This is a genomic window from Corallococcus praedator (assembly GCF_003612125.1).
Classification (GTDB): Bacteria; Myxococcota; Myxococcia; order Myxococcales; family Myxococcaceae; genus Corallococcus; species Corallococcus praedator.
The window spans coordinates 1-24588 of sequence record NZ_RAWI01000111.1 but is presented as its reverse complement, the minus strand read 5'-3'; the positions used below and the strand labels follow the sequence as shown (position 1 = coordinate 24588).

The 24588-nt window shown below is 70.0% G+C and carries 22 protein-coding genes; 15 read left to right on the top strand and 7 right to left on the bottom strand.

Translation table 11 applies throughout. The features are described from left to right. Positions 1–392: 392 nt before the first annotated feature. From D7Y13_RS16695 to D7Y13_RS16680, 4 genes are all read left to right on the top strand, one after another. On the top strand, positions 393–854 hold the full coding sequence (locus tag D7Y13_RS16695; RefSeq protein ID WP_120534699.1) for a hypothetical protein: 462 nt from the start codon (positions 393–395) through the stop codon (positions 852–854). 73 nt (positions 855–927) lie between these two features. Next, a complete protein-coding gene (locus D7Y13_RS16690) occupies positions 928–2355 on the top strand; it encodes a sensor histidine kinase (RefSeq protein WP_120582954.1) in 1428 nt (475 codons plus the stop codon). Continuing rightward, positions 2352–3713: a sigma-54-dependent transcriptional regulator gene (locus tag D7Y13_RS16685; RefSeq protein WP_120534701.1), complete on the top strand. Its 1362-nt coding sequence runs from the start codon at positions 2352–2354 to the stop codon at positions 3711–3713. Before D7Y13_RS16690 ends, D7Y13_RS16685 begins: the two co-directional genes overlap by 4 nt. Before the next feature lie 265 nt (positions 3714–3978). Continuing rightward, positions 3979–5724 (top strand): L,D-transpeptidase family protein, encoded by a 1746-nt coding sequence (locus tag D7Y13_RS16680; RefSeq protein ID WP_233595394.1) that lies wholly within the window; start codon positions 3979–3981, stop codon positions 5722–5724. Between the two features lie 9 nt (positions 5725–5733). Here the strand turns inward: D7Y13_RS16680 and D7Y13_RS16675 are convergent, their stop codons facing one another. From D7Y13_RS16675 to D7Y13_RS16665, 3 genes are read right to left on the bottom strand one after another with little or no spacing between them, the layout of a single operon-like run. Continuing rightward, positions 5734–6150, bottom strand: a complete 417-nt coding sequence (locus D7Y13_RS16675; protein ID WP_120582952.1) for a secondary thiamine-phosphate synthase enzyme YjbQ — start codon at positions 6148–6150, stop codon at positions 5734–5736. A 19-nt stretch (positions 6151–6169) separates the two neighbouring features. Beyond that, on the bottom strand, positions 6170–6904 hold the full coding sequence (locus tag D7Y13_RS16670) for an alpha/beta hydrolase (RefSeq protein ID WP_120534704.1): 735 nt from the start codon (positions 6902–6904) through the stop codon (positions 6170–6172). Further along, positions 6901–7608: a peptidylprolyl isomerase gene (locus tag D7Y13_RS16665; protein WP_233595393.1), complete on the bottom strand. Its 708-nt coding sequence runs from the start codon at positions 7606–7608 to the stop codon at positions 6901–6903. The genes D7Y13_RS16670 and D7Y13_RS16665 overlap by 4 nt, the downstream gene beginning before the upstream one ends. Positions 7609–7683: 75 nt before the next feature. Between D7Y13_RS16665 and speD the strand changes: the two genes are divergently transcribed. The 7 genes from speD to D7Y13_RS16635 are packed head-to-tail and all read left to right on the top strand — an operon-like array spanning position 7684 to position 14798. Continuing rightward, complete coding sequence (speD, locus tag D7Y13_RS16660) at positions 7684–8034, top strand: adenosylmethionine decarboxylase (RefSeq protein WP_120534705.1); 351 nt, start codon at positions 7684–7686, stop codon at positions 8032–8034. Further along, positions 8031–9944: a DUF4178 domain-containing protein gene (locus D7Y13_RS16655; RefSeq protein ID WP_120582951.1), complete on the top strand. Its 1914-nt coding sequence runs from the start codon at positions 8031–8033 to the stop codon at positions 9942–9944. Before speD ends, D7Y13_RS16655 begins: the two co-directional genes overlap by 4 nt. A gap of 35 nt (positions 9945–9979) precedes the next feature. Continuing rightward, a complete protein-coding gene (locus D7Y13_RS46905; protein ID WP_167508751.1) occupies positions 9980–10141 on the top strand; it encodes a hypothetical protein in 162 nt (53 codons plus the stop codon). Beyond that, entirely contained in the window at positions 10141–10368 is a 228-nt protein-coding gene (locus D7Y13_RS16650) for a DUF350 domain-containing protein (protein WP_120534707.1), read from the top strand. Before D7Y13_RS46905 ends, D7Y13_RS16650 begins: the two co-directional genes overlap by 1 nt. Before the next feature lie 13 nt (positions 10369–10381). Further along, on the top strand, positions 10382–11878 hold the full coding sequence (locus tag D7Y13_RS16645; RefSeq protein WP_120582950.1) for a polyamine aminopropyltransferase: 1497 nt from the start codon (positions 10382–10384) through the stop codon (positions 11876–11878). Beyond that, positions 11860–13503, top strand: coding sequence for an FAD-dependent oxidoreductase (locus D7Y13_RS16640; RefSeq protein WP_120534709.1), 1644 nt, complete (start codon positions 11860–11862; stop codon positions 13501–13503). The genes D7Y13_RS16645 and D7Y13_RS16640 overlap by 19 nt, the downstream gene beginning before the upstream one ends. A 26-nt stretch (positions 13504–13529) precedes the next feature. Then, entirely contained in the window at positions 13530–14798 is a 1269-nt protein-coding gene (locus tag D7Y13_RS16635; protein ID WP_120582966.1) for a threonine aldolase family protein, read from the top strand. Between the two features lie 80 nt (positions 14799–14878). On the opposite strand, the gene D7Y13_RS16630 is transcribed toward D7Y13_RS16635, so the two are convergent. After that, a complete protein-coding gene (locus D7Y13_RS16630) occupies positions 14879–15310 on the bottom strand; it encodes a cupin domain-containing protein (RefSeq protein ID WP_158622267.1) in 432 nt (143 codons plus the stop codon). A 339-nt stretch (positions 15311–15649) separates the two neighbouring features. Further along, positions 15650–16066, bottom strand: a complete 417-nt coding sequence (locus tag D7Y13_RS16625) for a winged helix-turn-helix transcriptional regulator (RefSeq protein WP_120534711.1) — start codon at positions 16064–16066, stop codon at positions 15650–15652. Positions 16067–16162: 96 nt separating this feature from the next. Between D7Y13_RS16625 and D7Y13_RS16620 the strand changes: the two genes are divergently transcribed. The 3 genes from D7Y13_RS16620 to D7Y13_RS16610 all read left to right on the top strand — a co-directional run bounded on the left by D7Y13_RS16620 (position 16163) and on the right by D7Y13_RS16610 (position 20667). Next, positions 16163–17203, top strand: coding sequence for an NAD-dependent epimerase/dehydratase family protein (locus D7Y13_RS16620; RefSeq protein WP_120582949.1), 1041 nt, complete (start codon positions 16163–16165; stop codon positions 17201–17203). Positions 17204–17340: 137 nt separating this feature from the next. Further along, positions 17341–18483 (top strand): hypothetical protein, encoded by a 1143-nt coding sequence (locus tag D7Y13_RS16615; RefSeq protein ID WP_120582948.1) that lies wholly within the window; start codon positions 17341–17343, stop codon positions 18481–18483. Between the two features lie 12 nt (positions 18484–18495). Continuing rightward, positions 18496–20667 carry a bifunctional alpha,alpha-trehalose-phosphate synthase (UDP-forming)/trehalose-phosphatase gene (locus D7Y13_RS16610; protein WP_120534714.1) on the top strand — a complete coding sequence of 724 codons (2172 nt, stop codon included), beginning with the start codon at positions 18496–18498 and terminating at the stop codon, positions 20665–20667. 72 nt (positions 20668–20739) lie between these two features. Here the strand turns inward: D7Y13_RS16610 and D7Y13_RS16605 are convergent, their stop codons facing one another. Next, positions 20740–21312 (bottom strand): hypothetical protein, encoded by a 573-nt coding sequence (locus tag D7Y13_RS16605; RefSeq protein ID WP_120582947.1) that lies wholly within the window; start codon positions 21310–21312, stop codon positions 20740–20742. Between the two features lie 404 nt (positions 21313–21716). Here D7Y13_RS16605 and D7Y13_RS16600 point away from each other — a divergent pair, with 404 nt between their 5' ends. Further along, complete coding sequence (locus D7Y13_RS16600) at positions 21717–22844, top strand: cupin domain-containing protein (RefSeq protein WP_147444247.1); 1128 nt, start codon at positions 21717–21719, stop codon at positions 22842–22844. 16 nt (positions 22845–22860) lie between these two features. Here D7Y13_RS16600 and D7Y13_RS16595 read toward each other — a convergent pair. Then, positions 22861–24588: leucine-rich repeat domain-containing protein (locus D7Y13_RS16595; RefSeq protein ID WP_120630717.1), on the bottom strand; the 1728-nt coding region annotated here is incomplete at its 5' end.

The window sequence follows — 24588 nt, the reverse complement described above, 5'->3', positions numbered from 1 at the left end:
GTTGGCGAACGCGGTGGAGGCGGCGAACAGGGCGGCGACGATGACGGTCTTCATGGATGGCTCCGGGGAACGACACGCCGACGCGGGATTGCATCGGTTGTTGTGCGCTGACCCAAGAGCACCCGCCGTGCCAGTCCCTGTTTTGAGCAACTTCGCGGGTTTCCCGGGGTGGGAGCGGATCCGCCATGGGGAGAATCTCCTCAGTTGCGATTGCAACAATGGGTGCAAGCTCCCCAGGCAGGCTGCCGGTGCTTTGACGGCACCAACGCTCTTCTGCAAGCTGTGACGCGCTCTGCCTTCCCGAGCGTCAGGCGCCGGGACCCTGTATGAGCATGTTGCCCGGCGGTCCTCGTCACGCATGTCGCGCGGCCAGGGGTCGGGAGAGATGGCGTATGCGGTACCTGCTGGTCGCATGGAGCACGGCGTGGCTGGGCCTGGGATGCGCCGCGACCATCCCGCCCGAGCGCCTGCAGGCCCAGGTGCTGGAGACGGAGCGCTGGCAGCGCGAGTACCAGTCCGAGCGCGAGCGCACCGAGGTGCTGGCGACGAAGCTGGCGGCGCTGGAGTCCGCGTTGGAGGAGCTGGCGCAGGAGCGGGCGGAGGCGGAGCAGGCGCGCGCTGAAGCCGAGCAGGGCCGTTCGACGGCGGTGGATGAGCTGGCGCGGCTGGAGACGGAGCGCCACGCGCTGGAAGAGCACAACGCGCAGTTGCTGGCGCGGCAGCGCGAGCTGGCGGCGCTGCACGAGGAGTTGTCGGACGTGTGGTACGAATCCGCGCTGGAGCGCGCGCGGCGCCGCACCCAGCCGCCCCTGCCGGGCGAGACGGCCACCGAGGCCACCCGGCCGGTGCCGTGACGTTTCCGGAGCAGCCCCGTCGTTGTCCGGGGCGCCTTCTTCATCAGAGTCTTCAAGGAGCGTGGGCGTGGCGATGAACTCGCGGACCCCCATCCGTGGCTACCGCGCGGGTTTCTTCTTCGTGGTGATGCTGTTGTCGGCCGTCACGGGCTTCATGCTCTGGACGGAGGTGCGCACCGGCCATCAGGTGGACGCGCTGGTGCTGGAGGCGCTGGAGCGCGCGAGCCTCATCGGGCGCATCCGCGTGGACGTGATGTCGCTGGAGTCCGCCATCGAGGCGCACGTGCGCTCCACGGGCGACGCCGAGCGCAAGGAAGCCGACGCGGTGATGGAGGACATCCTGGGCAGCATCCGCCGGGCCTCCGAGGCGTACATGCGCCACCTGCCGCCCGGGGAGAAGGAGGTCTGGCTGCGCTTCAACGGCGCGTGCCAGGGCCTGGCGGATCAGGTGCGCGCGGCGGCGGTGTTCTCCCGGCAGCGCGAGGCGGAGCGCGCCCGGCGCCACCTGGTGGAGAGCATCCGTCCGCTGGCGGCGGAGGTGGACACGCTCGCGGGGCAGCTCGCCACGGAGAACGCGGACGATGCGCGCGTGCTCGTGGGCCGGTTGGGGACGCTCCGGGTGCGCAACACGGCGCTGGGCGCGGGCACCACGCTGCTGGCCATCCTCCTGTCGACGCTGGTGGGCTGGCACATCATCCGGCTGCTCAAGCGCCAGGACGCGACCATCCAGGGGCAGTTCGAGGAGTTGGGGCGGCACAACCAGGAGCTGGATGCCTTCACCAGCCGCGTGGCGCATGACCTGATGGGGCCGCTGTCCCCGCTCAAGGGCTACCTGACGCTCATCCGGCGCTCGGGCGCGGTGAAGGACCCGGGCGCGCTGGAGATGATCTCCCAGTGCGAATCCAGCGCGGTGCGCATGGGCGAATTGATTGAAGCGCTGCTGCGCTTCTGCCGCGCGGGCAACCGGGGCGATGGCACGAAGGGCGAACTGGACACGGCGGTGAGCACGCTGCTGTTGGAAGTGAGCCAGACGGCGTCGGCGCTGGGCGTGGCGTTGGAGCGCGAGCTGGAGCCGGGCGTGCTGGTGGACTGTCCCGCGCAGCTGCTCCAGGTGGTGGCGCGCAACCTCTTGTCCAACGCGGTGAAGTACACGGCGGGGCGGCCGGATCCGCGCGTGAAGGTGCGGGTGGCGACGGAAGGGACGGACGCGGTGGTGGAGGTGACGGACAACGGGCTGGGGATGAGCGCGGCGACGCAGGCGTCGCTGTTCCAGCCGTTCTTCCGGGCCGCGGAGGTGCGCGGCATTCCGGGGCATGGCCTGGGGCTGGCCACCACCCGGCGCGTGGTGGAGGCGCACGGGGGCACGCTCACGGTGCATTCAGAAGAAGGCAAGGGCACGCGGATCCACGTCCGGTTCGCACGAGCAGCGCGCACGGCGGCGCCGCTTGTGGTGGAGTCCGGCGCGCAACGGGACTCCACCTCCATCCGCAAGGCCTCATGAGCTCAGCCCGAATCCTCGTCGTGGATGATGACCCGCATGCGCGGGACCTGTTGCAGCGCCTGCTGGGCGTGCTGGGCCCGGTGGTGCAGGCGGCGGACCCGAAGGGCGCGGCGGAGCGGATGGGTGAGCAGGCCTTCGACCTGGTCCTCACGGACATGGCGATGCCGGACCCCGGCGACGGGCTCAAGGTGCTCCAGACGGTGCGCTCGAACCTGCCGGACACGCCGGTCATCGTGGTGACGGCGTTCGGCAACATCGAGGGCGCGCTGGACAGCATCCAGCAGGGCGCCTTTGACTACCTGTCCAAGCCCTTCGACGTGGACGCCATCATGCGGGTGGCGAAGCGGGCGTTGGAGCAGAAGCGGCTGGTGGAGGAGAACCGCACGCTGCGCAAGCAGGTGGAGCGCACGTCGCTGGTGGGCCGCAGCCAGGCGCTGCTGGAGGTCTACAAGCAGGTGGCGAGAGCTGCGACCAGCAACGTGCCGGTGTTGATTACCGGTGAGACGGGCACGGGCAAGGAGATGGTGGCGCGGGCGCTGCACAAGCGCTCGGCGCGCTCCAGCGGGCCGTTCATCCCCATCGACTGTGGCGCCATCACGGAATCGCTGATGGAGAGCGAGCTGTTCGGCCACGCGAAGGGCAGCTTCACGGGCGCGTCGGGCGCTCGGCGCGGTCTGTTCGAGGAGGCCAACGGCGGCACGCTCTTCCTGGATGAGATTGGCGACGTGGGGATGAAGGTCCAGTCGCAGCTCTTGCGCGTGCTCCAGGAGGGGGAGATCCGCCGCGTGGGCGAGAGCGTCCCGGTGAAGGTGGACGTGCGGGTGCTGGCGGCGACGAACAAGGACTTGAAGGTCCGGGTGACGGATGGGTTGTTCCGCGAGGACCTCCTGTACCGGCTGGACGTGGTGCACCTGCACCTGCCGCCGCTGCGCGAGCGGCGCGAGGACATCCCGGCGCTGGTGGAGCACTTCGCGGCGCTGCACGCGCGGGGAGGGGTGCGGCCGGTGGTGACGGCGGACGCGATGGCGCGGCTCACGGTGTACGACTGGCCGGGCAATGTGCGGCAGTTGGAGAACGTGATGGCGCGGGCGCTCGCGCTGAATGTCACGGGCGTGCTGGGGCCGCCGGACTTCCCGGAGCCCATCGGTGACGCGCCCAAGCGGCTCACCGGCCTCGCGGGCGACTTGCCGAGCCTCGCGGAGCTGTCGCGGCGGTACGCGGCGCACGTGCTCCAGCACGTGGGTGGCAACAAGAGCGAGGCGGCGCGGCTGTTGGCCGTGGACCGCAAGACGCTCTACAAGTTGCTGGAGACGCCCGAAGCGCCGGAGGGCATTCCTCCCGCCGAGGGACGGAGCTGATCCACGCGTCGCCCGAGGACGGCGGGGCGCGCTTTCCACCGGTCGTGGCAATGGCCGCTGCGAGCGCACGCCCTGCCCACCCACGCGGTTTCGCGCGCAGGAGATCGCACCTGGGCCGACGTTGAGGATGTCGGCGGGGACCCGTACCGTAGCGGCCTGTATGCGCCGCTGGTTCCCCCTCGGACTCCCCCTGATTCTCTTCGCGTGCGCTCCGGTGGAGCCGCCCGCTTCTCTCTCTCCAGCGGATGCAGGCAGTGCGCGTGCCGTGACGGAGCTGGCGTCCGTGGCCTCGTCGCCCGATGCCGAACCTCGACCGGCGCAGTCCGCTGAGGCGCTGCGCTCCGCGTGGCAGGCCACCACGCCGGAGCCGTCCGAGGATGGCGGCGTGGCGCATGCCACGGCCTCGGCGCTGATCGAACCCTTGGAGCTTTCGGAGGACGGTGGCGCGAGTGGCGCGTTGTCGCTGGAGCCTTCGCTCTCGCAGACCCCGTCCCGTGGTTCGAACTCCGAGGCCTTGCCGGGCGAGGAGGAAACGCAGCTCATCACCGAGTCCGAGGTCCCCGTGCTGGAACTGGGACCCGATGGCGAACCACTGCTCGATGCCGATGACTTCGCCCAGGAGCCCGTTCCCCCCGTCGCCGTGGAACCCTTGCCGGGGAGCACACCCGTCGCGGACGTAGGCTCAGGGACGAACGGAACGCCGCCTGCCGTGGATCCGGACTCCGACGACGCCCCCGTTCCGGACGAACCCCTCGCGGTCCTCGACGCGGGCATGGAGCCCTACGCCATTCCCTACGCGCCGGATGCGGGCTCGCTGCGCGTGCGCCGTTCCATCGCGGTGCGCTCGGAGCCCCGGCAGGACTCTCCGCCCCTGGGCACCGTCGCCCAGGACATGCGCGTGACCTGGCAGGAGGGCGCGATGCGCGGGCCCGACTGCGAGACGTGGGTGCACCTTCAGCCCCGAGGCTGGGTGTGCGAGCGCTACCTGGAACAGAACTTCCGCGAGCCCCGCGTGCGCACGCTGCCGCGCGTGGAAGAGGGCGCGCTCACGCCCGGCATCTACGCTCGCGTCGTGGGCCGTCGCGTGCGCGCCTATCCCAGCCTCGCGCTCGCCCGCAGGCGCAAGCAGGGCATGCTGCTCAAGGGCTCCGTGACCGTGAAGCTCCAGGGACAGGTCAAGGTGGGCCGGCGCACCTTCTGGCGCACGTCGGACGGCCAGTACTTCGAAGCGCGCGTGCTGCGCGAACACCGTCCCTCCGACTTCAGCGGCCTGGACGCGGAAGCGCTTGCGTCGCTGCCCATGCCCTTCGCGTGGGCCCAGTCCCGCGGCGCTCCCCGCTCGGACGTGGTGGTGCGCGTGGCCCCGGACTCCCACGCCGACCGTGAGACGGTGCTCCCTCCCCGCACGCTCGTGTCCGTGCGCGAACTGTCCCCGGATGGCCAGTGGGTGCGCATCGCGGAGGACCACTGGGTGGCTCGCGATGATCTGCACGTCGCGTGGTCGCTGGCGTCCCCGTCCATCGTGGAGCCCGGCGCGCGGTGGCTGGACGTGGACCTGGAGTCCCAGGTGCTCATCGCCTACGAGGGCGACCGTCCCGTCTACGCCACACTCATCTCCTCCGGCAGCCCCGGCACCGACACCCCCGAGGGCCTGTTCCGCATCTGGGTGAAGTTCGCCGAAGCCGACATGACGGGCAGCATGGGCAACGCCAGCTATCGCGTCGCCACCGTGCCGTGGACCATGTTCTTCGAAGGCGACTTCGCGCTGCACACCGCCTACTGGCACGACCGTTTCGGTGAGCCGGTGAGCCACGGCTGCATCAACCTGGCCCCGAAGGACGCGCGCGTCCTCTACGGGTGGACCACCCCCGACGTGCCCACCGGCTGGTCCATGGCCCACGCGATGCCCGACGACCCGGGCACCTGGGTGCGCATCCGGGGACAGGCCCGCGTCCAGCCGAAGAAGCGCCGAGGCGGCGCGCCCGTGGTCGCCACCGTCAGCGACCTGTGAGCCCGCGGCTCAACCGCCCAGCACGGACACGGTGACGCGGCGGCGGTGCGGCGACGTGCGGTGCTCCCAGACGTAGACGGCCTGCCACGTGCCCAGGTTTGCCTCGCCGTCCTTCACCGGGATGCTCAAGGTCACCTGCGTCAGCACCGAGCGCACGTGCGCGGGCATGTCGTCCGGCCCTTCCGCGTCGTGCTGGAACAACGGGTCGCCGTCCTTCACCAGCCGGGAGAAGAACGCCTCCAGGTCACGCTGGACGACGGGGTCCGCGTTCTCGCTGATGATGAGCGACGCGCTCGTGTGGTGAAGGAACAGCGTGCACAGGCCGTCGCGGACGCCCGTGCCCTTCACCGCCCGCTGCACCTCGTCGGTGATGTCCACGAGGCCCCGGCCCCGCGTGGACACCGTCAGCTCCTTCGCCTGATACACGCGTCCTCCGTCCAGCGGGTCAGCGTCCGTCCAGCCGCTTCACGAGGAACGCGGCCAGCTGCTCCAGCTCCTCGGTGGTGAGCGTGTGCCCGCCGTCGAAAGGTAGGAACTCCACCGGCATCCCCGCCTGGGTCAGCAGGTCGCGCAGGCGCTCGCCTTCCTGGAAGGGCAGCACCGCATCCTGCCGGCCATGCCCCTGGAACACCGGCAGGGCCGACCGCGCGCGGGCCTTGGGCTTCCACTCCTCTTGCGCGACCACCGCGCCGGACAGCAGGCACAGGCCGGCGGGGGACTCCTCCAGCCGCAGCGCCACGTCCGTGGACACCATCGCGCCCTGGCTGAAGCCGCCCAGCACGATGCGGCCAAAGGGCTGCTGGAGCGCCGCCACCGTGCTCATCAGCGCACGGCGCGCGGCGGGCATCCCCGGGGGCACCTCGCGGGCGAACTGCTCCCAGTCCCGCTGCTGCCCCATCAACACCGACTCCGGCAGCGCGAACCACGCTCTCCCCTGCGGCATGCCCAGGTTCTCCAGCGACAGCGGCGCCTCCGGGAACACGAAGCGCGCGGCCTCCGCCAGCCTGGGCGCGGCGGTCACCAGCTCCGGCGCCAGACTCACCAGGTCCGTGCCGGAGGCGCCGAAGCCGTGGCTGAGCACGACGACCAGGTCCGGCTTCGCGCCCTCCGGGAGCGCGTCCACCACGACGCAGTTCAGCTCGCCCAGCTTCGTGCGCACCGCGCGCGGACGGACGCTCACGGCTGCGCGTCGCTGATGGTGATGTGCTGGATGACCACGTCCGCGTCGGGCCGGTCCTGGCGGTTGCGCGGCACGTTGCCAATCTTCTCCACCACCTCGTAGCCCTTCACCACCTCACCGAAGATGGTGTGCCGGCCGTTCAGGTTCGACGGCGTGCTGGTGGTGATGAAGAACTGGCTGCCGTTGGTGCCCGGGCCCGCGTTGGCCATGGCCAGGATGCCCGGCTTGTCGAAGCCGCGCATGCTCTTGAACTCGTCGTCGAAGCGGTAGCCCGGGTCGCCCCGGCCGGTGCCCGTGGGGTCGCCGCCCTGGATCATGAAGCCCGGGATGACGCGGTGGAAGATGGCGCCGTCGTACAGCGGCTTGCCCTCCACGCGCTCGCGCGTCTTGGGGCTGATCCACGGCTGCTCGCCGGTCGCGAGCCCCACGAAGTTGGACACCGTCTTGGGGGCGTCCTTGGAGAAGAGCTTCAGGACGATGGTGCCCTGGTTCGTCTCCATGGTGGCCCAGAGGTCCTGGCCCTCCAGCGCCTTCTTCTGGAAGCCCTTCGCGGAGGCCGCGTCCGTCTGCAGGCTCACCGTGCGGGTGGCCGCCGCGGAGTTGGAGGGGGTCGGGGATGCCTTGCCGCCTTCGGACTCCTTGTCCTTGGAGCACGCGGTCAGGGCGAGGCAGAGGAAACCAACGGTCAGGAATGGGGTGCGCATGGCGGGCGCATCCTAGCGGCTTTCGACATGGCCACGGCGTGCTAAAGAGTGCGTCCATCCCCGGAGGTTTCCCCTGTGACAACCGGACAGGAATGGCTGGTTGACGCGAGCGGCTGCGCGCCGGAGCGGCTCAAGGACGCGCCCGCGTTGGCGGCCCTCTTCGAGGAGCTTGTCGTCGTCCTGGACCTGAAGGTCGTGGGCCAGCCCCAGTGGCACGTCTTCCCGGAGCCCGGGGGCATCACCGGCCTGGCGCTGCTGGCCGAAAGCCACCTGACCGTCCATACCTTTCCGGAGCACGGCTTCGCCGCGCTCAACGTCTATTGCTGCCGCACCCGCGCGCGTCCGGACTTCGACGCGCTGGTGGCCCGCCACCTGGGGGCCACGTCGTGCCGCGTGCGTGAGTTGTCGAGAGGGGTGGAGGCGTGACGCAGGGGGCGTGTCCGTCGTGTGGGGCGAGCGTGGAGTTCACCGCCGGGTCGGCGCAGGTGGTGGTGTGCGGCCACTGTCAGACCGTGGTGGCGCGCGTTGGCGCGGAGCTGGAGGCGCACGGCCAGGTGGCCCGCGTCGTGGAGACCGACTCCCCGCTGCGCCTGGGCCTGGAGGGGCGCATCAACGGCACCTCGTACCAGCTCGTGGGCCACCTCCAGAAGGACCACGGCGCCGGCCCCTGGGACGAGTGGTACGTGGAGATGTCCGACGGCCGCACGGGCTGGCTCAGTGAGTCCGAGGGCGCCTTCCACCTGCTCTTCGATGGCGGCGTGGAGGAGGGCCTGCAACTGGACTCCCTCCACCCGGGCGAGCGCCTGCGGCTGCGCAACCGTCCCCTGGTGGTGGAGGAGCGGGGCCACGGGCACGTCACCGCCGCGGAGGGCCAGCTCCCCAGCGACGTCGATCCCTCCCAGGACTCCTGGTACGTGGACGCCACGGGCCCCCGGGGCCTGTTCGTGTCGCTGGACTTCGGCTCGCGCGACCGCGACCCGGAGGTGTTCCTGGGCCAGAAGCTGGAGCTGTCGCAGCTGGGCATCCCGGCCGGGGACCTGCGACCGCGCGTGCGCAAGGCGCAGCTGCAGCAGGCGCGCTGCACGAACTGCAACGGTCCGCTGGAGCTGCGCGCGCCGGATCAGACGCTGCGCGTGGCGTGCCCGTACTGCGGCGCGCTGATGGACGCGAGCCAGGGCAAGCTGTCGTTCCTCAAGCTGCTCCAGAAGCCGGAGCTTCCCGCGGACATCCCCCTGGGCGCGAAGGGCACGCTCGACGGGGCGGAGTGGATCTGCATCGGCTACCAGGAGCGCTCGTGCACGGTGGAGGGCACGCGCTACCCGTGGCTGGAGTACCTGCTCTACCACCCGGCGCGCGGCTTCACGTGGCTGATGGAGTCCAACGGCCACTGGGTGTTCCTCAAGCCGCTGGCGGCCGGTGACGCGGAGGTCGTCCCGCATGTCTCCGCGCACTACGAAGGCCGGCGCTACAAGGCCTTCCAGTCCGTCCAGGCCGTCACCGACGCGGTGGTGGGCGAGTTCTACTGGAAGGTGACCCGGGGCGAGACGGCCCAGGCGACCGAGTACGTCGCGCCGCCGTACTCCGTGAACGAGGACGCCACCGACAACGAGGTCTCCTACACCCACGGCGAGTACCTGACGCCGGAGCAGGTGCGGGACGCGTTCAAGTTGAAGGAGCCGCTGCCCCGCCCCCGGGGCATCGCGCCCAGCCAGCCCAACACGCGCCGCCAGGCGCTGTGGAGGACGCTGAAGTGGACGGGCGTCTGGCTGCTGGGCCTGTTCGCGCTGTCGGCCTTGCTCCACGCGCGGGCGCTGAACGCGCAGGTGCTGGACCTCCAGGTGCGGGTGGCCCCGGATGCGGTGTCGGGCACGCCTGGCGCCATGCACTTCAGCGAACCGTTCGAGCTCACCCGCGATGGCAACATCCGGGCGGAGGTGGCCATGTCCACCACGCTCGACAACTCGTGGGTGGGCGTTCAGGGCGACCTGGTGAACCAGGACACGCAGGAAGTGGTGAGCTTCTACGAGGAGATCAGCTACTACCACGGGCGCGACAGCGACGGCTCCTGGAGCGAGGGTGGCAACCACGGCAGCGTGTTCCTGTCCACGGTGCCCAAGGGGACGTACGTGCTGCGCACCACCACGTCGTTCGACCCGGCGATGAAGTTCAAGTCGAACCTGCAAGGCGTGGGCTACCGGGTGCAGCTGACGCACGACACGCCGAACGAGAGCTGGTTCGGCATCGCGCTGGTGCTGCTGCTCTTGGGGCCGGGGCTGTCGTTCATCAGCGCCCACGGCTTCGAGACCGAGCGCTGGAAGGAAAGCAACCTGCAGTAGGGCTCCCTTCAAGGGGAGCACGGTGGAGGTGGACGATGAGGTTCCTGGGTGGGGTCGTGCTGCTGGCCTATGCGTGGGCGACCTATACGGGCTGGGCTCCTTTCAGCAATGAGGAGCGCGGGAAGGTGACAGGCGATGTGCGGCGCGGCCCCGGCGGCGTGCTGCTGTGGACCGGTGGATTCATGGGAGGCAAGTGATGCTGCTGCTCGGAGTGGTGGTCACCCTGCAGGGAGTGCTGGCGAGCGTCATCTATTCGCTCATCGGTCTGGTGGTGTTCGTGGCCGGCTTCTACGTCATCCGCCTCATCCTCCCGTACGACGTGCACAAGGAGATCGAGGTCGACCAGAACACGGCGCTGGGCATCGTCATCGGCTCCTTCATCCTGGGCCTGGCCATCATCATCGCGGCGGCCATCGGCGGCTGAACGACGTGACGCTTTGAACAAGACGCTGCTGTTTCTCACCGTCCTCGTCATCGCGACGTGTGGGCTCATCTACGAGCTCATCGTCGGGACGCTCGCCAGCTACCTGCTGGGGGACAGCATCACCCAGTTCTCCACCGTCATCGGCGGCTACCTGTTCGCCATGGGCATCGGCAGCTACCTGTCGCGCTTCGTGGAGCGCGGGGTGGCCCAGCGCTTCGTCGAAATCGAGCTGGCCGTGGCGCTCGTCGGCGGCCTGTGCGCGCCGATGCTGTTCCTCTCCTTCACGCTCACCAGCATCTTCCCCGTCATCCTCTACGGCAGCGTGCTGGCCATTGGCACGCTGGTGGGGCTGGAGATTCCGCTGCTCCTGCGCATCCTGCAGGACCAGCTCAAGTTCAAGGACCTGGTCAGCCAGGTGCTGACGTTCGACTACCTGGGCGCGCTGGCCGCCAGCGTGGCCTTCCCGCTGCTGCTCGTGCCCAAGCTGGGGCTGGTGCGCACGTCGCTGCTCTTCGGCCTGTTGAACGCGGCCGTGGGCCTGTGGAGCACGTGGCTGCTCGCTCCGGTGCTGGCCAACCCCGTGCGCCTGCGCATCAAGGCGGTGCTCCTGTGCATGGGGCTGCTCGTGTGCTTCGCGATGGGGGACCGGCTCACCACCTTCTACGAGGACCAGCTCTACGCGGACGACGTGGTGCACGCGACCAGCTCCCCGTATCAGCGCATCATCGTCACGCGCGGCAAGCGGGGCTTCTCGCTGTTCCTCAACGGCAACCTCCAGTTCGCCAGCATCGACGAGTACCGCTACCACGAGCCCCTGGTGCACCCGGCCATGGGGCGGGCCCGGAAGCTGGACCACGTGCTGATTCTGGGCGGCGGGGACGGGCTCGCGGCGCGCGAGGTGCTGCGCTACCCGGAGGTGAAGTCCATCACGCTGGTGGACCTGGACCCCGCCATCACGCAGCTCGCCACGGGCTACAAGGAGCTGGCGGAGCTCAACGGGCACTCGCTCACGCACCCGAAGATGCGCGTCATCAACACGGACGCGATGCAGTTCCTCACCGAGGGCACCGGCACCTACGACGTGGTGGTGGTGGACTTCCCGGACCCCAACAACTTCGCGCTGGGGAAGCTGTACACGACGGGCTTCTACAAAATCCTGAAGAAGCGCCTGTCGCCGGGCGGGGTGGCGGTCATCCAGAGCACCAGCCCCCTGTTCGCGCGGCGCTCGTTCTGGTGCGTGGAGACGACGCTGAAGGCCGCGGGCTTCTGGACGCAGCCGTACCACTCGCTGGTGCCGTCCTTCGGGGAGTGGGGCTACGTGATGGTGGCGCTGGAGCCGCCCGGCCGGCACCGCCCGCTGCCGGAGGGGCTGTCGTTCCTGGATGAAGACACGCTGGAGGGCATGTCGCGCTTTCCTCCGGACATGGCGCCCCTGCCGGCGGAGGTGAACCGGCTGAACAACCAGGTGCTGGTGCACTACTACGAAGAGGAATGGCGTCGGTGGAACTGACGCGGCGGGAGCTGGTGGCCGCGTTCCTGGGGGCCTCCGTGGCGAGCGCGTGTCAGCGCCAGCAGGCGCCGCGCCCGCCGGTGCCGGGCGCCATCGTGGACCGCGCGGTGGACACCGGCCACAAGCTGCGCGGCGGTCCGCTGCCCCGCGCGGAGGCCTTCGAGTCGGTGGACGTGCTGATTGTCGGCGCGGGCGCGGCGGGGCTGTCCGCCGCGTGGCGTCTGGCCGGCGCGGGCGTGAAGGACGTGCGCGTCGTGGAGCTGGAGGCGGAGGCTGGCGGCACGTCGCGCTCGGGAAGGAACGCCGTGTCCGCGTACCCGTGGGGCGCGCACTACCTGCCGTCGCCCCTGGAGGACCGGGGGCCGGTGATGCGGCTGCTGCGAGAGATGGACGCCGTCACCGGCGTGGACGCGGAGGGCCATCCGTCGTTCGCGGAGGAGCTGCTCATCCAGGAGCCCGACGAGCGGCTCTTCTACCGGGGCCACTGGTACGAGGGGCTGTACCTGCGCGCGGGCGCGAGCGGGAAGGACCTGGAGGAGCTGGAGCGCTTCGATGCGCGCATGAACGCCTTCGCCGCCGCGCGCGACGCGAAGGGACGCAAGGCCTTCGCGGTGCCCGTGGCGCTCTCCAGCGACGACGCGGAGTGGACGGCGCTGGATGCGCTGAGCATGGCGCGGTGGCTGGAGACGGAGGGCTTCCATTCGCCCCGGCTCAAGTGGTTCGTGGACTACGCGTGCCGCGACGACTACGGCACCACCTCCGAGCACGTCTCCGCCTGGGCGGGCATCTGGTACTTCGCCGCGCGGCAGAACGGCCAGGGCGAGCGCAGCGACGGCTTCCTGTCCTGGCCGGAGGGCAATGGCCGGCTGGTGCGGCAGTTGTCGTCGTCGCTGGGGCCGCGCCAGGTGGAGCCGAACGTGCTGGTGCACACCGTGGAGCCGGGGGAGGGCGGCTGCCGCGTGCATGCGCTGGATGCGCGCACCGGAGCGCCCCGCGCCTTCCAGGCCCGGCAGGTGGTTCTGGCGTGTCCGCGCTTCGTCGCCGCGCACGTGGTGGCGCCGTGGCGCGAAGCCCGGCCCGCGTGGATGGACGCCTTCGTGTACAGCCCGTGGGTGGTGGCGAACCTGACGCTGTCGGGGCCGCCCGCGTCGCGCGGCTTTCCGCTGGCCTGGGACAACGTCCTCTATGAGAGCCAGAGCCTGGGCTACGTGGTGGCCACGCACCAGTCGCTGCGCCAGGACGAGCGCGGGCCCACGGTGCTCACGTGGTACCTGCCCATGGCCGGCGCGGACGTGAAGGCGGAGCGCGACAAGGCCCTCTCCGCCACGTACGCGGACTGGGAGGCGCTGGTGATGGCGGACCTGCTGCCAGCGCATCCGGGCGTGGGCGCGCTCACGCAGCGGCTGGAGGTGCAGCGCTGGGGGCACGCGATGATCCGCCCCGCGCCGGGCTTCCTCTGGGGCAAGGCGCGCGAGGCCGCCGGGGAGAGCCTGGGCCGGCACCTGCACTTCGCGCACACGGACCTGGGAGGCATGGCCCTGTTCGAGGAGGCCAACTGGTTCGGGGTGCGCGCCGCGGAGCGGGCCCTGGCGGGAATGGGGCGGAGCACCGCCAGTTGGTTGTGACCGCCGTTTCGGGAGGGATGGACCCCATGCAGGACAAGCGCTTCAGCCGGTCGGAGTTCCTCGCACTCAGCAGCCTGCTCGCGGGCTCCACGCTGTTTCCGTCGCGGGGCGACGCAGCCCCGGATGGCGGCGTGGCCCCGGTGCGCGCGGCGGGGAGCACGACCCCGGCCCGGGCTCCGGCTGGTGGGGTGGCGGTCCCCGCGCAGCCCTCGCAGGCGGAGTTCGAACAACTGCGGCGCGGCTGCACCGCGTCGCTGACGGCGGGCTCCACGGCGGATGACGGCGCGGAGTACGTGCGCATCGGCGAATGGATGCAGCGCCAGAAGCTGTCCAGCGACGTGTACGGCAACGGCGACTTCGTGCAGGCGTTCGAGAAGCGCATCGCGGACCTGCTCGGCTTCGAGGACGCGTGCTTCATGCCCACCGGCACCATGGGCCAGCTCATCGCGCTGCGCATCTACGCGGACTCAAGCGGCGTGCGGACCGTGGGCGTGCACCCGTCGTCGCACCACGTGATGCACGAGGACGACAGCTACGCGGTGCTGCACCAGCTGCGCGCCGTGTACCTGGGGCCTTGGACGCGGCCGTTGCAGGCGGAGGACGTGGCCCAGGCGAAGGAGGCGATTGGCACCGTCAGCCTGGAGCTGCCGGTGCGGTGGCTGGGCGGACAGCTTCCGACGTGGGAGCAGCTCGCCGCGCTCAAGCGCACCTGCCGCGAGCGCAAGGTGAAGCTGCACATGGACGGCGCGCGGCTGTGGGAGAGCCAGCCCTTCTACGGCCGCTCCTACGCGGACATCTGCAAGGGCTTCGACTCCGTCTACGTGTCCTTCTACAAGATGGTGGGCGGCATTGGCGGCGCGATGCTGGTGGGCAACCGCGACTTCATCCGCGAGTCGCGCGTGTGGCGCCACCGGCACGGCGGCAACCTGTACCAACTGGCGCCCTACGTGGCCTCCGCCGCCATGCGTCTGGACCCGGCGCTGGCCGCCATCCCCGGCTACGTGCAGCGCGCGAAGGCCGTCACCACGCTGCTGGCGGCGGACCCGCGCGTCACCGTGTTGCCGCAGCCCGTGCAGACGAACATGTTCCACGTGTTCCTGCGCGGCACGCCCGGGGCGTACAGCCGCCAGCGCGACCGCATCGCGCGCGAGGACAAGGTCTGGGTGGCGGGGGGCTTCGGACAGACGCGCGTGCCCGGCGTCGTGTCCACGGAGCTCCAGGTGGGCGAGGGGCTCGGGCGCATCAGCGACGCCGACGCGGCCCGGGCCTTCCTGCGCCTGCTCGAAGCGAGCTGAGCGACCCGGGGGCAGGCCGGTGTCCAAAGGCAGACACCGGCCGGACTGAAACAGAGACACCGTGTGTCAGGCAGGGTGCGTCAGGCCGCCTTCTTGACGCTGAACTGCGGCTCCTGCTGCTGCTCGTTCAGGAAGAACTCGGAGTCCAGCAGCATCCCGATGCCGCCCTTGTCGTTGTAGAAGGCGATGGGGCCGTGCGCGGTGAAGTGGACCTGCGACTCCTCCAGCGCGGTGGTGGCGGGGTGCTCCGCGCCCAGCGGCTCGAACTCGTAGTCGCCCGGACGGGTGATGCCCATGCGGTCCTGCGTCGAGCCGGAGAGGATGAAGATTTCGGCCGGTCCCAGGTGACGGTGCGGCGCGAACACCGCGCCCTTCTCCATCTTGAGGATGGCGCTCCACACGCCCGTCTCCGCGCTCACGCGCAGCAGGCGGTAGGAGGTTCCGGGACCCAGCGGCTTCCACTCCAGATCCGCGGTGTGCACCAGGACATCCATCATCGTCTTTCCGGACATGACACCCTCCACGGTCAGCACTGCCTGTGTGTCGTTGTCCATGATAACGCCCAACATGGAAATCCTTGCAAGTTTGTCTCACGCACAAGGTAGTCGCGTTAGACACGTTGCCCTCTGGCCATGCCGTGCAGCGGAAGATTCCACGGCAACTGTTCACACAGGACGCTCACGGTCGCATTTTCTGATCAGACAGAACGCAGGGTGGGGGGCGGACCCGCGTGGAAACCCGCATGAGGGGCGATGTGTCACCCCTGTTCTTGAGACACCCGCAGCGAACCCGGAGGCTGCTCGCCTGCACTTCCAGGCGAAGTTGTCGGTGTTCGGCATGCGCGGGGAAATCTAGGCGGGCTCTTCCTCCGCCAATGCGTCGTCCTGAGCCGAAGCCGCGGCGGCCTTCGCGTCGTAGGCCCTGCGCGCTGCCTCCACCTGTTCGCGGCGCGCGAGCGCCCAGTGGGCCAGGGCGTTGAGCGGCGTCAGCACGTCGCGGCCCATCTCCGTGAGCGCGTAGTCCACCCGGGGAGGGATGGTGGGTGTCACGGTGCGCGTGAGATAGCCGTCGCGCTCCAGCCCGCGCAGCGTGGCCGTCAGCATCTTCTGGGACACCGTGCCGATGGTCCGGCGCAGCTCGCTGAAGCGCAGGCTGCCGTCCGCCAGCAGGACGATGACCAGCACCGACCACTTGTCACCGACGCGGCCAAGGACGTTTCCGACCGAGCGGCAGACGTCGGAGGGGAGGTCGAGGTTACCGAGTTTCATCCAGGTGCCTTCTTGAAGTGCGCAGCGGTTCCCAACATATACCCACTCTCCTTTTGAAACCTGCTCTCCAAGGGGTAGGACGAGGTGGGTCAAGTCATGGGTGAGGCGCCGAAGAACGACGTGGTGCTGGTGACGGGAGGGTCCGGGTACCTGGGGGGTTGGACGGTCGTCGCCCTGTTGAAGCAGGGCTACCGGGTCCGGACGACGGTGCGGAGCCTGGGGCGGGAGGCGGAGATCCGGGCTGACGTCGCCACGCAGGTGGACGCGGGGGACCGGCTCTCCTTCTTCGCCGCGAACCTGCTGGCGGACGAGGGCTGGGAGCGGGCGGCGGACGGCGCGCGGTACATCCTTCACGTCGCCTCCCCCATGGGCGTGGGTGAGTACAAGGCGCAGGACCTCATCCGCCCGGCGCGCGAGGGCACGCTGCGGGTATTGAAGGCGGGCGCGAAGGCGGGCGTGGAGCGGGTGGTGATGACGTCCTCGCTCCAGGCCGCGTTGCCGCCGGCGAACCCCGCGGAGGATGCGCCCGCGACGGATGAGACCGTCTGGACCGACCTGGGCTCCCGGGACGCGACCCACTACACGCAGGCGAAGACCCTGGCGGAGCAGGACGCCTGGGCCTTCATGCGACAGGGCCACGCTGGCGCCATGACGCTGGCCACCGTGCTGCCTTCCTTCATCCAGGGACCGATGCTGGGCCGGGACGTCTCCGGCTCGCTGGAGGTGGTGGCGCGGATGCTGCGGGGGCAGCTGTCGCGCCTGCCCCGGCTGGGCTTCACCGTCGTGGACGTCCGGGACCTGGCGGACCTCCACCTGAAGGCGATGAGCGCGCCCGGCGCCGGGGGCGAGCGCTTCGCGGGAAGCAGCGGCTTCCTGTGGCTGACGGACATGGCCCGCGTGCTGCGCGAACACCTGGGCGAGCGGGCCTCCAGGGTGTCGACGCGGACGGCGCCGGACTTCCTGGTGCGCATCGGTGCGCTGTTCGACGCGGAGCTCCGTCAGCTCACGCCCAACCTGGGCCTGCGGCGGACCTTCAGCACCGCGAAGGCCGAACGGATGCTGGGCTGGCGGGCGCGCCCCGCGACGGAGGCGTTGATCGCCAGCGCGGAGTCCCTGGTGCGCCAGGGCCTGGTGTGAGGCCCCTGTCCGGGTGGGACGCGGACGGGAAGGCTCCCGCGCGTCCGTGATTCAGCCGGGTCTGGGCCCGCCGGTGAAACGAACGCGCGTCGGGCGTGTCTTCGTCAGGGGGCGGAGGTTGCTATCCTCCCGGCCCGATGCCCCGTCTCCTCGCGCCCACGCAGGCCTGGCTGTTCGGCCCGTCCGTGGACCTCTCCGTGTTCGCCGGCAGTGCGCTCGCGTCCATCGCGTTCGTGCTGGCCGCGCCGTGGCTGGGCGCGGTGGGGGACACGCCGGCGTGGGCGTGGCTGTTGTTCGTGGTGGGCGTGGACGTGGCGCACGTCTGGTCCACGCTGTTTCGCACCTATCTGGACGGCGAGGAGGTGGGGCGCCGTCCGGGGCTCTACGTGGGCGTGCCGCTCGCCGCGTACGCGGTGGGCGTGCTCGCGTACACCGCGTCCCCGGGCGCGTTCTGGCGCGTGTTCGCCTACGTGGCGCTGTTCCACTTCATCCGCCAGCAGTACGGCTGGGTGGCGCTCTACGACCGCAAGGGGCGCGCCTCCACCTTCGAGCGGCGCCTGGATGCGGCGGCCGTCTACGCCGCGACGCTGGGCCCCGTCATCTGGTGGCACGCGAACCTGCCGCGGGCCTTCTGGTGGTTCGTGGAGAACGACTTCCTCGCGGGCCTGCCGACGTGGGCGGGCACGGTGGCGCTGGGCGCGCACGCGGCGGTGCTGGGCACGTGGGCCGTGGACCAGGGCCTGCGCGTCGCGCGGGGCGAAGGGGTGCAGGCGGGCAAGGTGTTGCTGGTGGCGGCGACGTGGGCCGTGTGGTTCGGCGGCATCGTGCTGGCGCAGGACGACTTCGCCTTCACGGTGATGAACGTGGTGCTGCACGGCGTGCCGTACTTCGCGCTGCTGTACCGCTATGCGCGCGGCCGTCACGCGGAAGGGGGCTTCGGCGGGATGGGCGTCCTGTTGCGCGCGGGGCTGCCCGGCTTCCTGCTGTTCCTGGGCGTGCTGGCGCTGCTGGAGGAGGGGCTCTGGGACGTGCTGGTGTGGCACGATCGCCCGGTGCTCTTCGGCGACAACAACCTGGCGCTGGAGTCGGACCTGATGGCGCTGGTGGTGCCGCTGCTGGCGCTGCCCCAGGCCACGCACTATGTGCTCGACGCGTTCGTGTGGAAGGCCGGCCGGGAACCCGCGCTGCTGAACAGGTTGGGCTGGGGGCGGGGCAGCCAGGGTCCGGCAACCGTCAGCCAGGCACCCCGGGCGGTAGCCATTCCAGACGTGGGTGAATAGAGCATAAGGGCCATGGCCCGACTCCTGCTCGTCTCGAACCGTCTCCCCGTCACCGTCAAGGTGGAGAAGGACAGCGTCTCCGTGGGGCGCAGCCCCGGGGGGCTCGCCACCGGCCTGAGCCGTCCGCACGAGCGCTCCGGAGGCCCCTGGATTGGCTGGCCCGGAGATGTCTCCCGGCTGACGGACGCCCAGCGCACGAAGGTGGAGGCGCAGTTGGCGGAGCTCAACTGCGTGCCGCTGTACCTGTCCGCCAGCGAGGTCAGCCGCTTCTACGAGGGCTATTCCAACCGCGTCCTCTGGCCGCTGTGCCACTACATGCTGGACCGCATCCCCCGGCAGGACCGGGACTGGGATGCGTACCGCAAGGCGAACGAGCGCTTCGCCGACCTGGCCGCGAAGCACTACCAGCCGGGCGACACCATCTGGGTGCACGACTACCAGTTGATGCTGGTGCCGGGCATGTTGCGCGAGCGCCTGCCGCACGCGCGCATCGGCTACTTCCACCACATCCCGTTTCCGTCGTCGGAGATCTTCAGCACGCTGCCCCGGCGCACGGAGCTGTTGAAGGGCCTGCTGGGCGCGGACCTCATCGGCTTCCATGCGGTGAGCTACGTGCGGCACTTCTCCGGCATGCTGCTCCGGCAACTGGGGCTGGACACGGACATCGACCGCATCCTCTTCCAGGGGCGCGAGGTGCGCGTGGGCGCGTTCCCCATGGGCATCGATGCCACCTCGTTCGAAACGCTGGCGCAGGATCCCGCGGTGCTGGACGAGGTGAAGGTCCTGCACGAGCGCGCCCACGACGAGCGGCTGCTCTTGGGCATCGACCGGCTGGACTACACCAAGGGCATTCCCCGGCGCCTGCTCGCGGTGCAGCGCGTGCTGGAGCGCTCGCCGGCCCTGCGCGGACGGCTGCGCTTCATCCAGGTCGCCGTCCCCAGCCGCACGCAGGTGCAGGCGTACGCCGAATACCGGGAGACGGTGGATGAGCTGGTGGGCCGCATCAACGGCCAGTACGGCACCGTGCACAGCACGCCGGTGCACTACCTCTACCGGTCGCTCAACGAAAAGCAGCTCGTCAGCCTCTACCGGGGCGCGGACGTGATGCTGGTGACGCCCGTGCGCGACGGCATGAACCTGGTCGCCAAGGAGTTCTGCGCGGCCCGCCCGGACGAGGACGGCGTGCTGGTGCTGAGCGAGTTCGCGGGCGCGGCGTCGGAGATGCGCGACGCGCTGCTCATCAACCCCTACGACGTGGAGGGCATGGCGGACGCCATCGAAGAGGCGCTGGAGATGCCCAGGGCCGAACGCCAGCAGCGCATGCGCTGCCTGCGCGCGGGCGTGAAGGCGCGCGACGTGCACTGGTGGGTGGACAGCTTCCTGGGCCGCCTCCAGGGGTTGAAGTCCGTGGAGGAGCGCCCGCCGCTGCCCGACGGGATGCAGGCGCTGGAGAAGCTCAAGGGCCCCGGGCGCAAGGTGCTGTTCCTGGACTACGACGGCACGCTCGTGGGCTTCGCGCCGACGCCGGGGCAGGCCGCGCCGGACGCGGAGCTGATGAAGCTGCTCAAGGACCTGTGCGCCCGGCCGGACCTGTCCGTGCACCTGGTGAGCGGACGCCCCAAGGAGACGCTGGAGGCGTGGTTCGGCGAGCTGCCCCTGGGCCTGCACGCGGAGCACGGCCTGTGGTCGCGCATGCGGCGGGGACAGTCGTGGCAGGCCCTGCCGGGCGTGTCCTTCGAGTGGAAGTCCCGGGTGAAGCCCGTGCTGGACGCGTTCGCCGGGCGGGTGACGGGCTCGTTCGTGGAGGAGAAGACGGCGTCGCTCGCGTGGCACTACCGCAAGGTGGACGCGGAGTTCGGCGCGCTCCAGGCGCGCGAGCTGCGCCTGCTGCTCTTCGAGCAGTTCTCCCAGGAGCCCATGCACATCCTCCCCGGTGACCGGGTGGTGGAGGTGCGGCCCCGGGGCGTCAACAAGGGCCGCGTCGTGCCGGAGGTGCTGAAGCACGAAGCGCCGGACGTGCGAGTGCTGGCCATGGGGGATGACGTCACCGACGAGGACCTGTTCGCGGCCATCCCCAAGGGCGGCCTCACCATTCACGCGGGCAACAAGCACACGCGCGCGGCGTACCGCACGGAGGGCCCGCAGGAGGTGCGGCGGCTCCTGAAGGCGCTGCTCGGCCAGTAGCGCGGGGCGACAGGAGCGACGCCGCCAGCGACCCCCGCGAGAGGGCCGCCAGCGGCGCGCGCCTGCTTCAGGCTACTGGATGATGGTGACGACCTGCGCCTGGCACGTGGCCGGGTCGACGAAGGTCTGCGCCGTGTCGATGCTGCAGAGGACGCCCTGATTGCCGTAGGCGGTCATGTTGAGGGTGCCCGAGCAGACGGTGCCGCTGACGGTGACGTTGAGCTGCCACAGACACGTCTTCGCGGCGCCGGTCGGATCCGCCGCGTTGGTCGTGTAGTAGTAGGTCTGGGTCACCGGCGTCAGCTGCCCGACGCCCATCTGGAAGACGCCGGAGATGCTGGGCGGCGCGGTGGGGGCCAGCGGGTTGGGCGGCAGGATGTTGGGCGTGCCCGTCAGGGTGTAGCCGGGGAAGGTGTTCACGCCGGTCCAGTTGGCCACGAAGAAGGTGTCGACGGTGGTGCCCGCGAGCGTCGCGGCTCCCTCCAGGCGCCCCGACGGAAGCTGGATCGTCTCCGTCGGACGGAGGCTGACATAGTCGCCGCGGTGGGCGAGCAGGCCGCTGATGTCGTAGTGCTCGGCGAGCGCGACCGAGGGCATGAGGGACAGCAGGGAGGCGGCCAGGAAGCGCTTCACGTTGTTCGTCATGGTCTTGTCCTGTGGTGTCTGGTTTTGGCCGGAGCCAATTCCTTTCTAACAGCGCGCTTGTCTGGAAATCAAATGATAGCTGGCAATTCAGGCAATTCCAGTTCGCATGAAGGATTGCGGCCCGGGTGCGCGGCTACGGGGTTCCCACCGGGTCGTGGGGATGCGCTGTGATTGACCCACGCTGGCGGCAGCCATGCCCGCCCTGAAGGCCAGGCGGAACCTGAAAGGCTTCCTTGACGGGGTCTGTTTTCTCATCGCACAGTGGTGTCATTGCTCGTACTTCCAAGTGGAGGACACCTGTGCGCGTCTACGAGGAGATGGGGAGGCTCATTCAGGATCGATGGGTCAAGTACAACCATGATGAGGAGGCCTTTCCCGAGCTTGCGGCGCGTGTCCTGCAGGAGATGGCTCCGTACAAGGGCTTCGACCCCATGGTGCCCATCGAATGGTTGTTCAGCACCCGGGCCTTCCCTCGGCAACTGACCGCGCGGTCCGACTTCGGGCAGCCGCCCATCACGGTGTTCTCCGACCACCGGATCGTCATTGATCTCTATTACTGGCTGGATGGCACCACCGAAATCCACCAGCACGGGTTCAGTGGGGCCTTTCAGGTCGTCAAGGGCGGAAGCATCCATGGGCAGTACCGCTGGAATGAGCGACACAGGGTCAACGGCCGTATGGCCTTTGGCGATCTCTCGCTGGAGTCCCTCAACGAGCTGAAGGAGGGGGACGTCCAGCAGATCCTCCCGGGGAATCGTTACATCCATTCCCTCTTCCATCTGGATCGTCCCTCCGTGACGTGCGTCGTGAGGACCCTGCATACCCCCAACGCGGGGGTGCAGTACTCCTACAAGAAGCCCTTTCTGGCCATCGACTCGACCTACGAGGACGTCCAGACCAACAGGATCCTCCAATCACTGACGTTCCTGCGAGACAGCCCCCGTGCGGTCCGCAAGCGCCTGCTGTCGGAGCTGATTGAGCGGTCGGACATCCACACCTGCTATCTCCTCTTCAAGCGCTTGCTGGAAATCTACAAGGAGGAGACGGCGCTCGAGGAGTTCTGGGAGGTGGCCATCCGCAGGCATGGCTCGCTCGCCGAGCAGCTCATCCCGGTGTTCCAGGAGCGGATACGCCAGTCGATGCTCGTCAGCAGGCGCGCGCAGGTCAAGACGGAGGAGCACCGGTACTTCCTCGCGCTGCTGCTCAATATCGATGGTGCCGAGTCGCTCCTGGGACTGGTGCGCCAGCGGTACCCGCACGAGGACCCGAGGGAGAAGGTGATGCGCTGGGTCGAGGAGCTGTCGAAGCCCACGGATGAGGTGGGTTCGGGCGATACGCTCGGAATTCCTCTCGATGAGACGGCGCTCATCATCTTCCGGGAGCTGCTGCACGGGCGCTCCGAGGCGGGCGTCATGGGCCGGCTGAAGGAGGTCTATGGGGCGGACGAGACGGAGCGAGAGGCCGCCAGCATCGCCGAGATGGTGTCCGCGCTGCGCGCCTCCCCCGTGTTCCGGCCGCTGTTCGCGCGTTGAGCGGCCTGCACCCACCTCAGGGGGAGGACATCAGCCGGAGGCCATGCTCGCGCACCAGCGTGGCCCGCACAGCCTCCGAGACAGCCGTCTCGCGCAGGTCGAGCTCACGAAGGAGGGGAAGCCGGTGGAGCGCGGGCATGCCGGCGTCCGTGACCTTCGTGCGCAGCAGGTACAGCGTGAGCAGGGAGCCCGGGAGGTGAACGAGCGCCTCGTCCCCGACGCGGGTGCCGGCGAGGCTCAACCAGGAGAGCTTCTCGAAGCCCGCGAGCATCTGCACCCCGTTGTCGTTCAGCCAGGTGCCTCCCAGGTCGAGCTTGACGAGGTGGGGGAGCTTCTGGAGCGGTACCAGCCCCGAGCCGCTGATGGGGGTCCCCGAGACCTGGAGTGACTCCAGCTCCCGCAGCTCGGAGAGCTGGCCAAGCCCCAGGTCCGTGAGGAGCGTGCGGATGGCGCGGAGCGACTGGAGCCGGGAAAAGGTCAAAAGGTTGGCCACCCACCCGTCGCTGAATTCGGTCCGGCTCAGATCCAGGTGCCGCAGGACCATGCGCGAGCCGAGCTGCTTCAATGCATCGGGGCCGATGCGCGTGGCACTGAGGTCGAGCCGGGAGAGCCGCCCCAGGGGCTCCAGCGACGCGAGCGACGCGTCCGCCAGCGCGAGGCCCGAGAGCCCGAGGTTCTCGAGCGCCTGATGGCCGGCCAGCGCGGGGAGGCCGCTCCCGGTGACGGCCGTGCGCGACAGCTCCAGGTCGCGCAGGTGGTGGAGGCCTTGCAGGTGGCGCAGCGCCGCGTTCCCCATCTGGGTGTCGTCGAGATGGAGGACCTCCAGCCGTGTGAGCCCGGCAAGGTGACGAACCCCTGGGCCGCGGATGCGCGTCTTGCTGAGCACCAGCACCCGTAGCACCGGCAACCGCGCCAGGTGGACGAGCCCCGCATCCGTCACCCCGGTGCTTCCCAGGTGGAGCGCTTCCAGCATGGGCAGCCCCCCGATGTGCGCCAGGCCTGGGTCCGAGACGGCCGTCCGCGCCAGGCCCAGCCAGCTCAGGGCCGGCATTCTTTTCAGGGCGCCAAGGCCGGCATTCGTGACGTGGGTGCCGCTCAGGACGAGCGTGCGCAAGCGGTCCCCGGGCAGGGACGCAAGGACCGTGTCATCGACCGTGGTGTCCGAGAGATCCAGCCACTCCAGCTCCGTCTGTGCCGCGAGCAGGCCGAGCCCCTGCGGGCTCACCGACGTGCCGCTGAGCGAGAGCCGGCGCAGCGTCGTCAGCGAGGCGAGGAGAACCAGCCCCCGGTCGGACACCGCGGTGGCATCCAGCCGCAGGATGGCCAGGTGTGGCATTCCCTGGAGAGAGGCGAGCCCCGCATCGGTGACCCGTGTCCCGTCGAGGTGCAGGGCCTTCAACCGTGCCGCGTTCCTCAGGGCGGCGAGGTGCTCATCGCCGAACGCGGTCTCGGAGAGATGGAGCGATACGACGGAGGTGCCCTCGACGAGGAGCGCGAGCAGGGCCGGGGCGGGGAGGCCTTTCTCCCCGAAGGAGAGACCGGGGACGCGGTATTCGCGCAGCACGGCGGCCAGCGCCTGGGCCTGGTCCGGTGTCCCCACGGGCTCCAGGGGCTCGGCGTACCAGTCTCCGTCGGGAAGCGGCTGGGGGGCGGCATCACCCGTCGGCAGCAGACCCCACGGGGAGGACGTCCCGTCCGGCAGGAGCCGGTACGCCTGGAGGGAGGGACGTGCGGGGGCCACGAC

Bases quoted from the DNA above. Each gene is read 5' to 3' on its own strand.
- D7Y13_RS46905 (WP_167508751.1), top strand. From the start codon at position 9,980: ATGAGGTTCCTGGGTGGGGTCGTGCTGCTGGCCTATGCGTGGGCGACC.
- D7Y13_RS16695 (WP_120534699.1), top strand. From the start codon at position 393: ATGCGGTACCTGCTGGTCGCATGGAGCACGGCGTGGCTGGGCCTGGGA.
- D7Y13_RS16685 (WP_120534701.1), top strand. From the start codon at position 2,352: ATGAGCTCAGCCCGAATCCTCGTCGTGGATGATGACCCGCATGCGCGG.
- D7Y13_RS16665 (WP_233595393.1), bottom strand. From the start codon at position 7,608: ATGCGCACCCCATTCCTGACCGTTGGTTTCCTCTGCCTCGCCCTGACC.
- D7Y13_RS16600 (WP_147444247.1), top strand. From the start codon at position 21,717: ATGGCTCCGTACAAGGGCTTCGACCCCATGGTGCCCATCGAATGGTTG.
- D7Y13_RS16610 (WP_120534714.1), top strand. From the start codon at position 18,496: ATGGCCCGACTCCTGCTCGTCTCGAACCGTCTCCCCGTCACCGTCAAG.
- D7Y13_RS16615 (WP_120582948.1), top strand. From the start codon at position 17,341: ATGCCCCGTCTCCTCGCGCCCACGCAGGCCTGGCTGTTCGGCCCGTCC.
- D7Y13_RS16630 (WP_158622267.1), bottom strand. From the start codon at position 15,310: ATGTCCGGAAAGACGATGATGGATGTCCTGGTGCACACCGCGGATCTG.
- D7Y13_RS16650 (WP_120534707.1), top strand. From the start codon at position 10,141: ATGCTGCTGCTCGGAGTGGTGGTCACCCTGCAGGGAGTGCTGGCGAGC.
- D7Y13_RS16635 (WP_120582966.1), top strand. From the start codon at position 13,530: ATGCAGGACAAGCGCTTCAGCCGGTCGGAGTTCCTCGCACTCAGCAGC.
- D7Y13_RS16625 (WP_120534711.1), bottom strand. From the start codon at position 16,066: ATGAAACTCGGTAACCTCGACCTCCCCTCCGACGTCTGCCGCTCGGTC.
- D7Y13_RS16620 (WP_120582949.1), top strand. From the start codon at position 16,163: ATGGGTGAGGCGCCGAAGAACGACGTGGTGCTGGTGACGGGAGGGTCC.
- D7Y13_RS16605 (WP_120582947.1), bottom strand. From the start codon at position 21,312: ATGACGAACAACGTGAAGCGCTTCCTGGCCGCCTCCCTGCTGTCCCTC.
- D7Y13_RS16690 (WP_120582954.1), top strand. From the start codon at position 928: ATGAACTCGCGGACCCCCATCCGTGGCTACCGCGCGGGTTTCTTCTTC.
- D7Y13_RS16640 (WP_120534709.1), top strand. From the start codon at position 11,860: ATGGCGTCGGTGGAACTGACGCGGCGGGAGCTGGTGGCCGCGTTCCTG.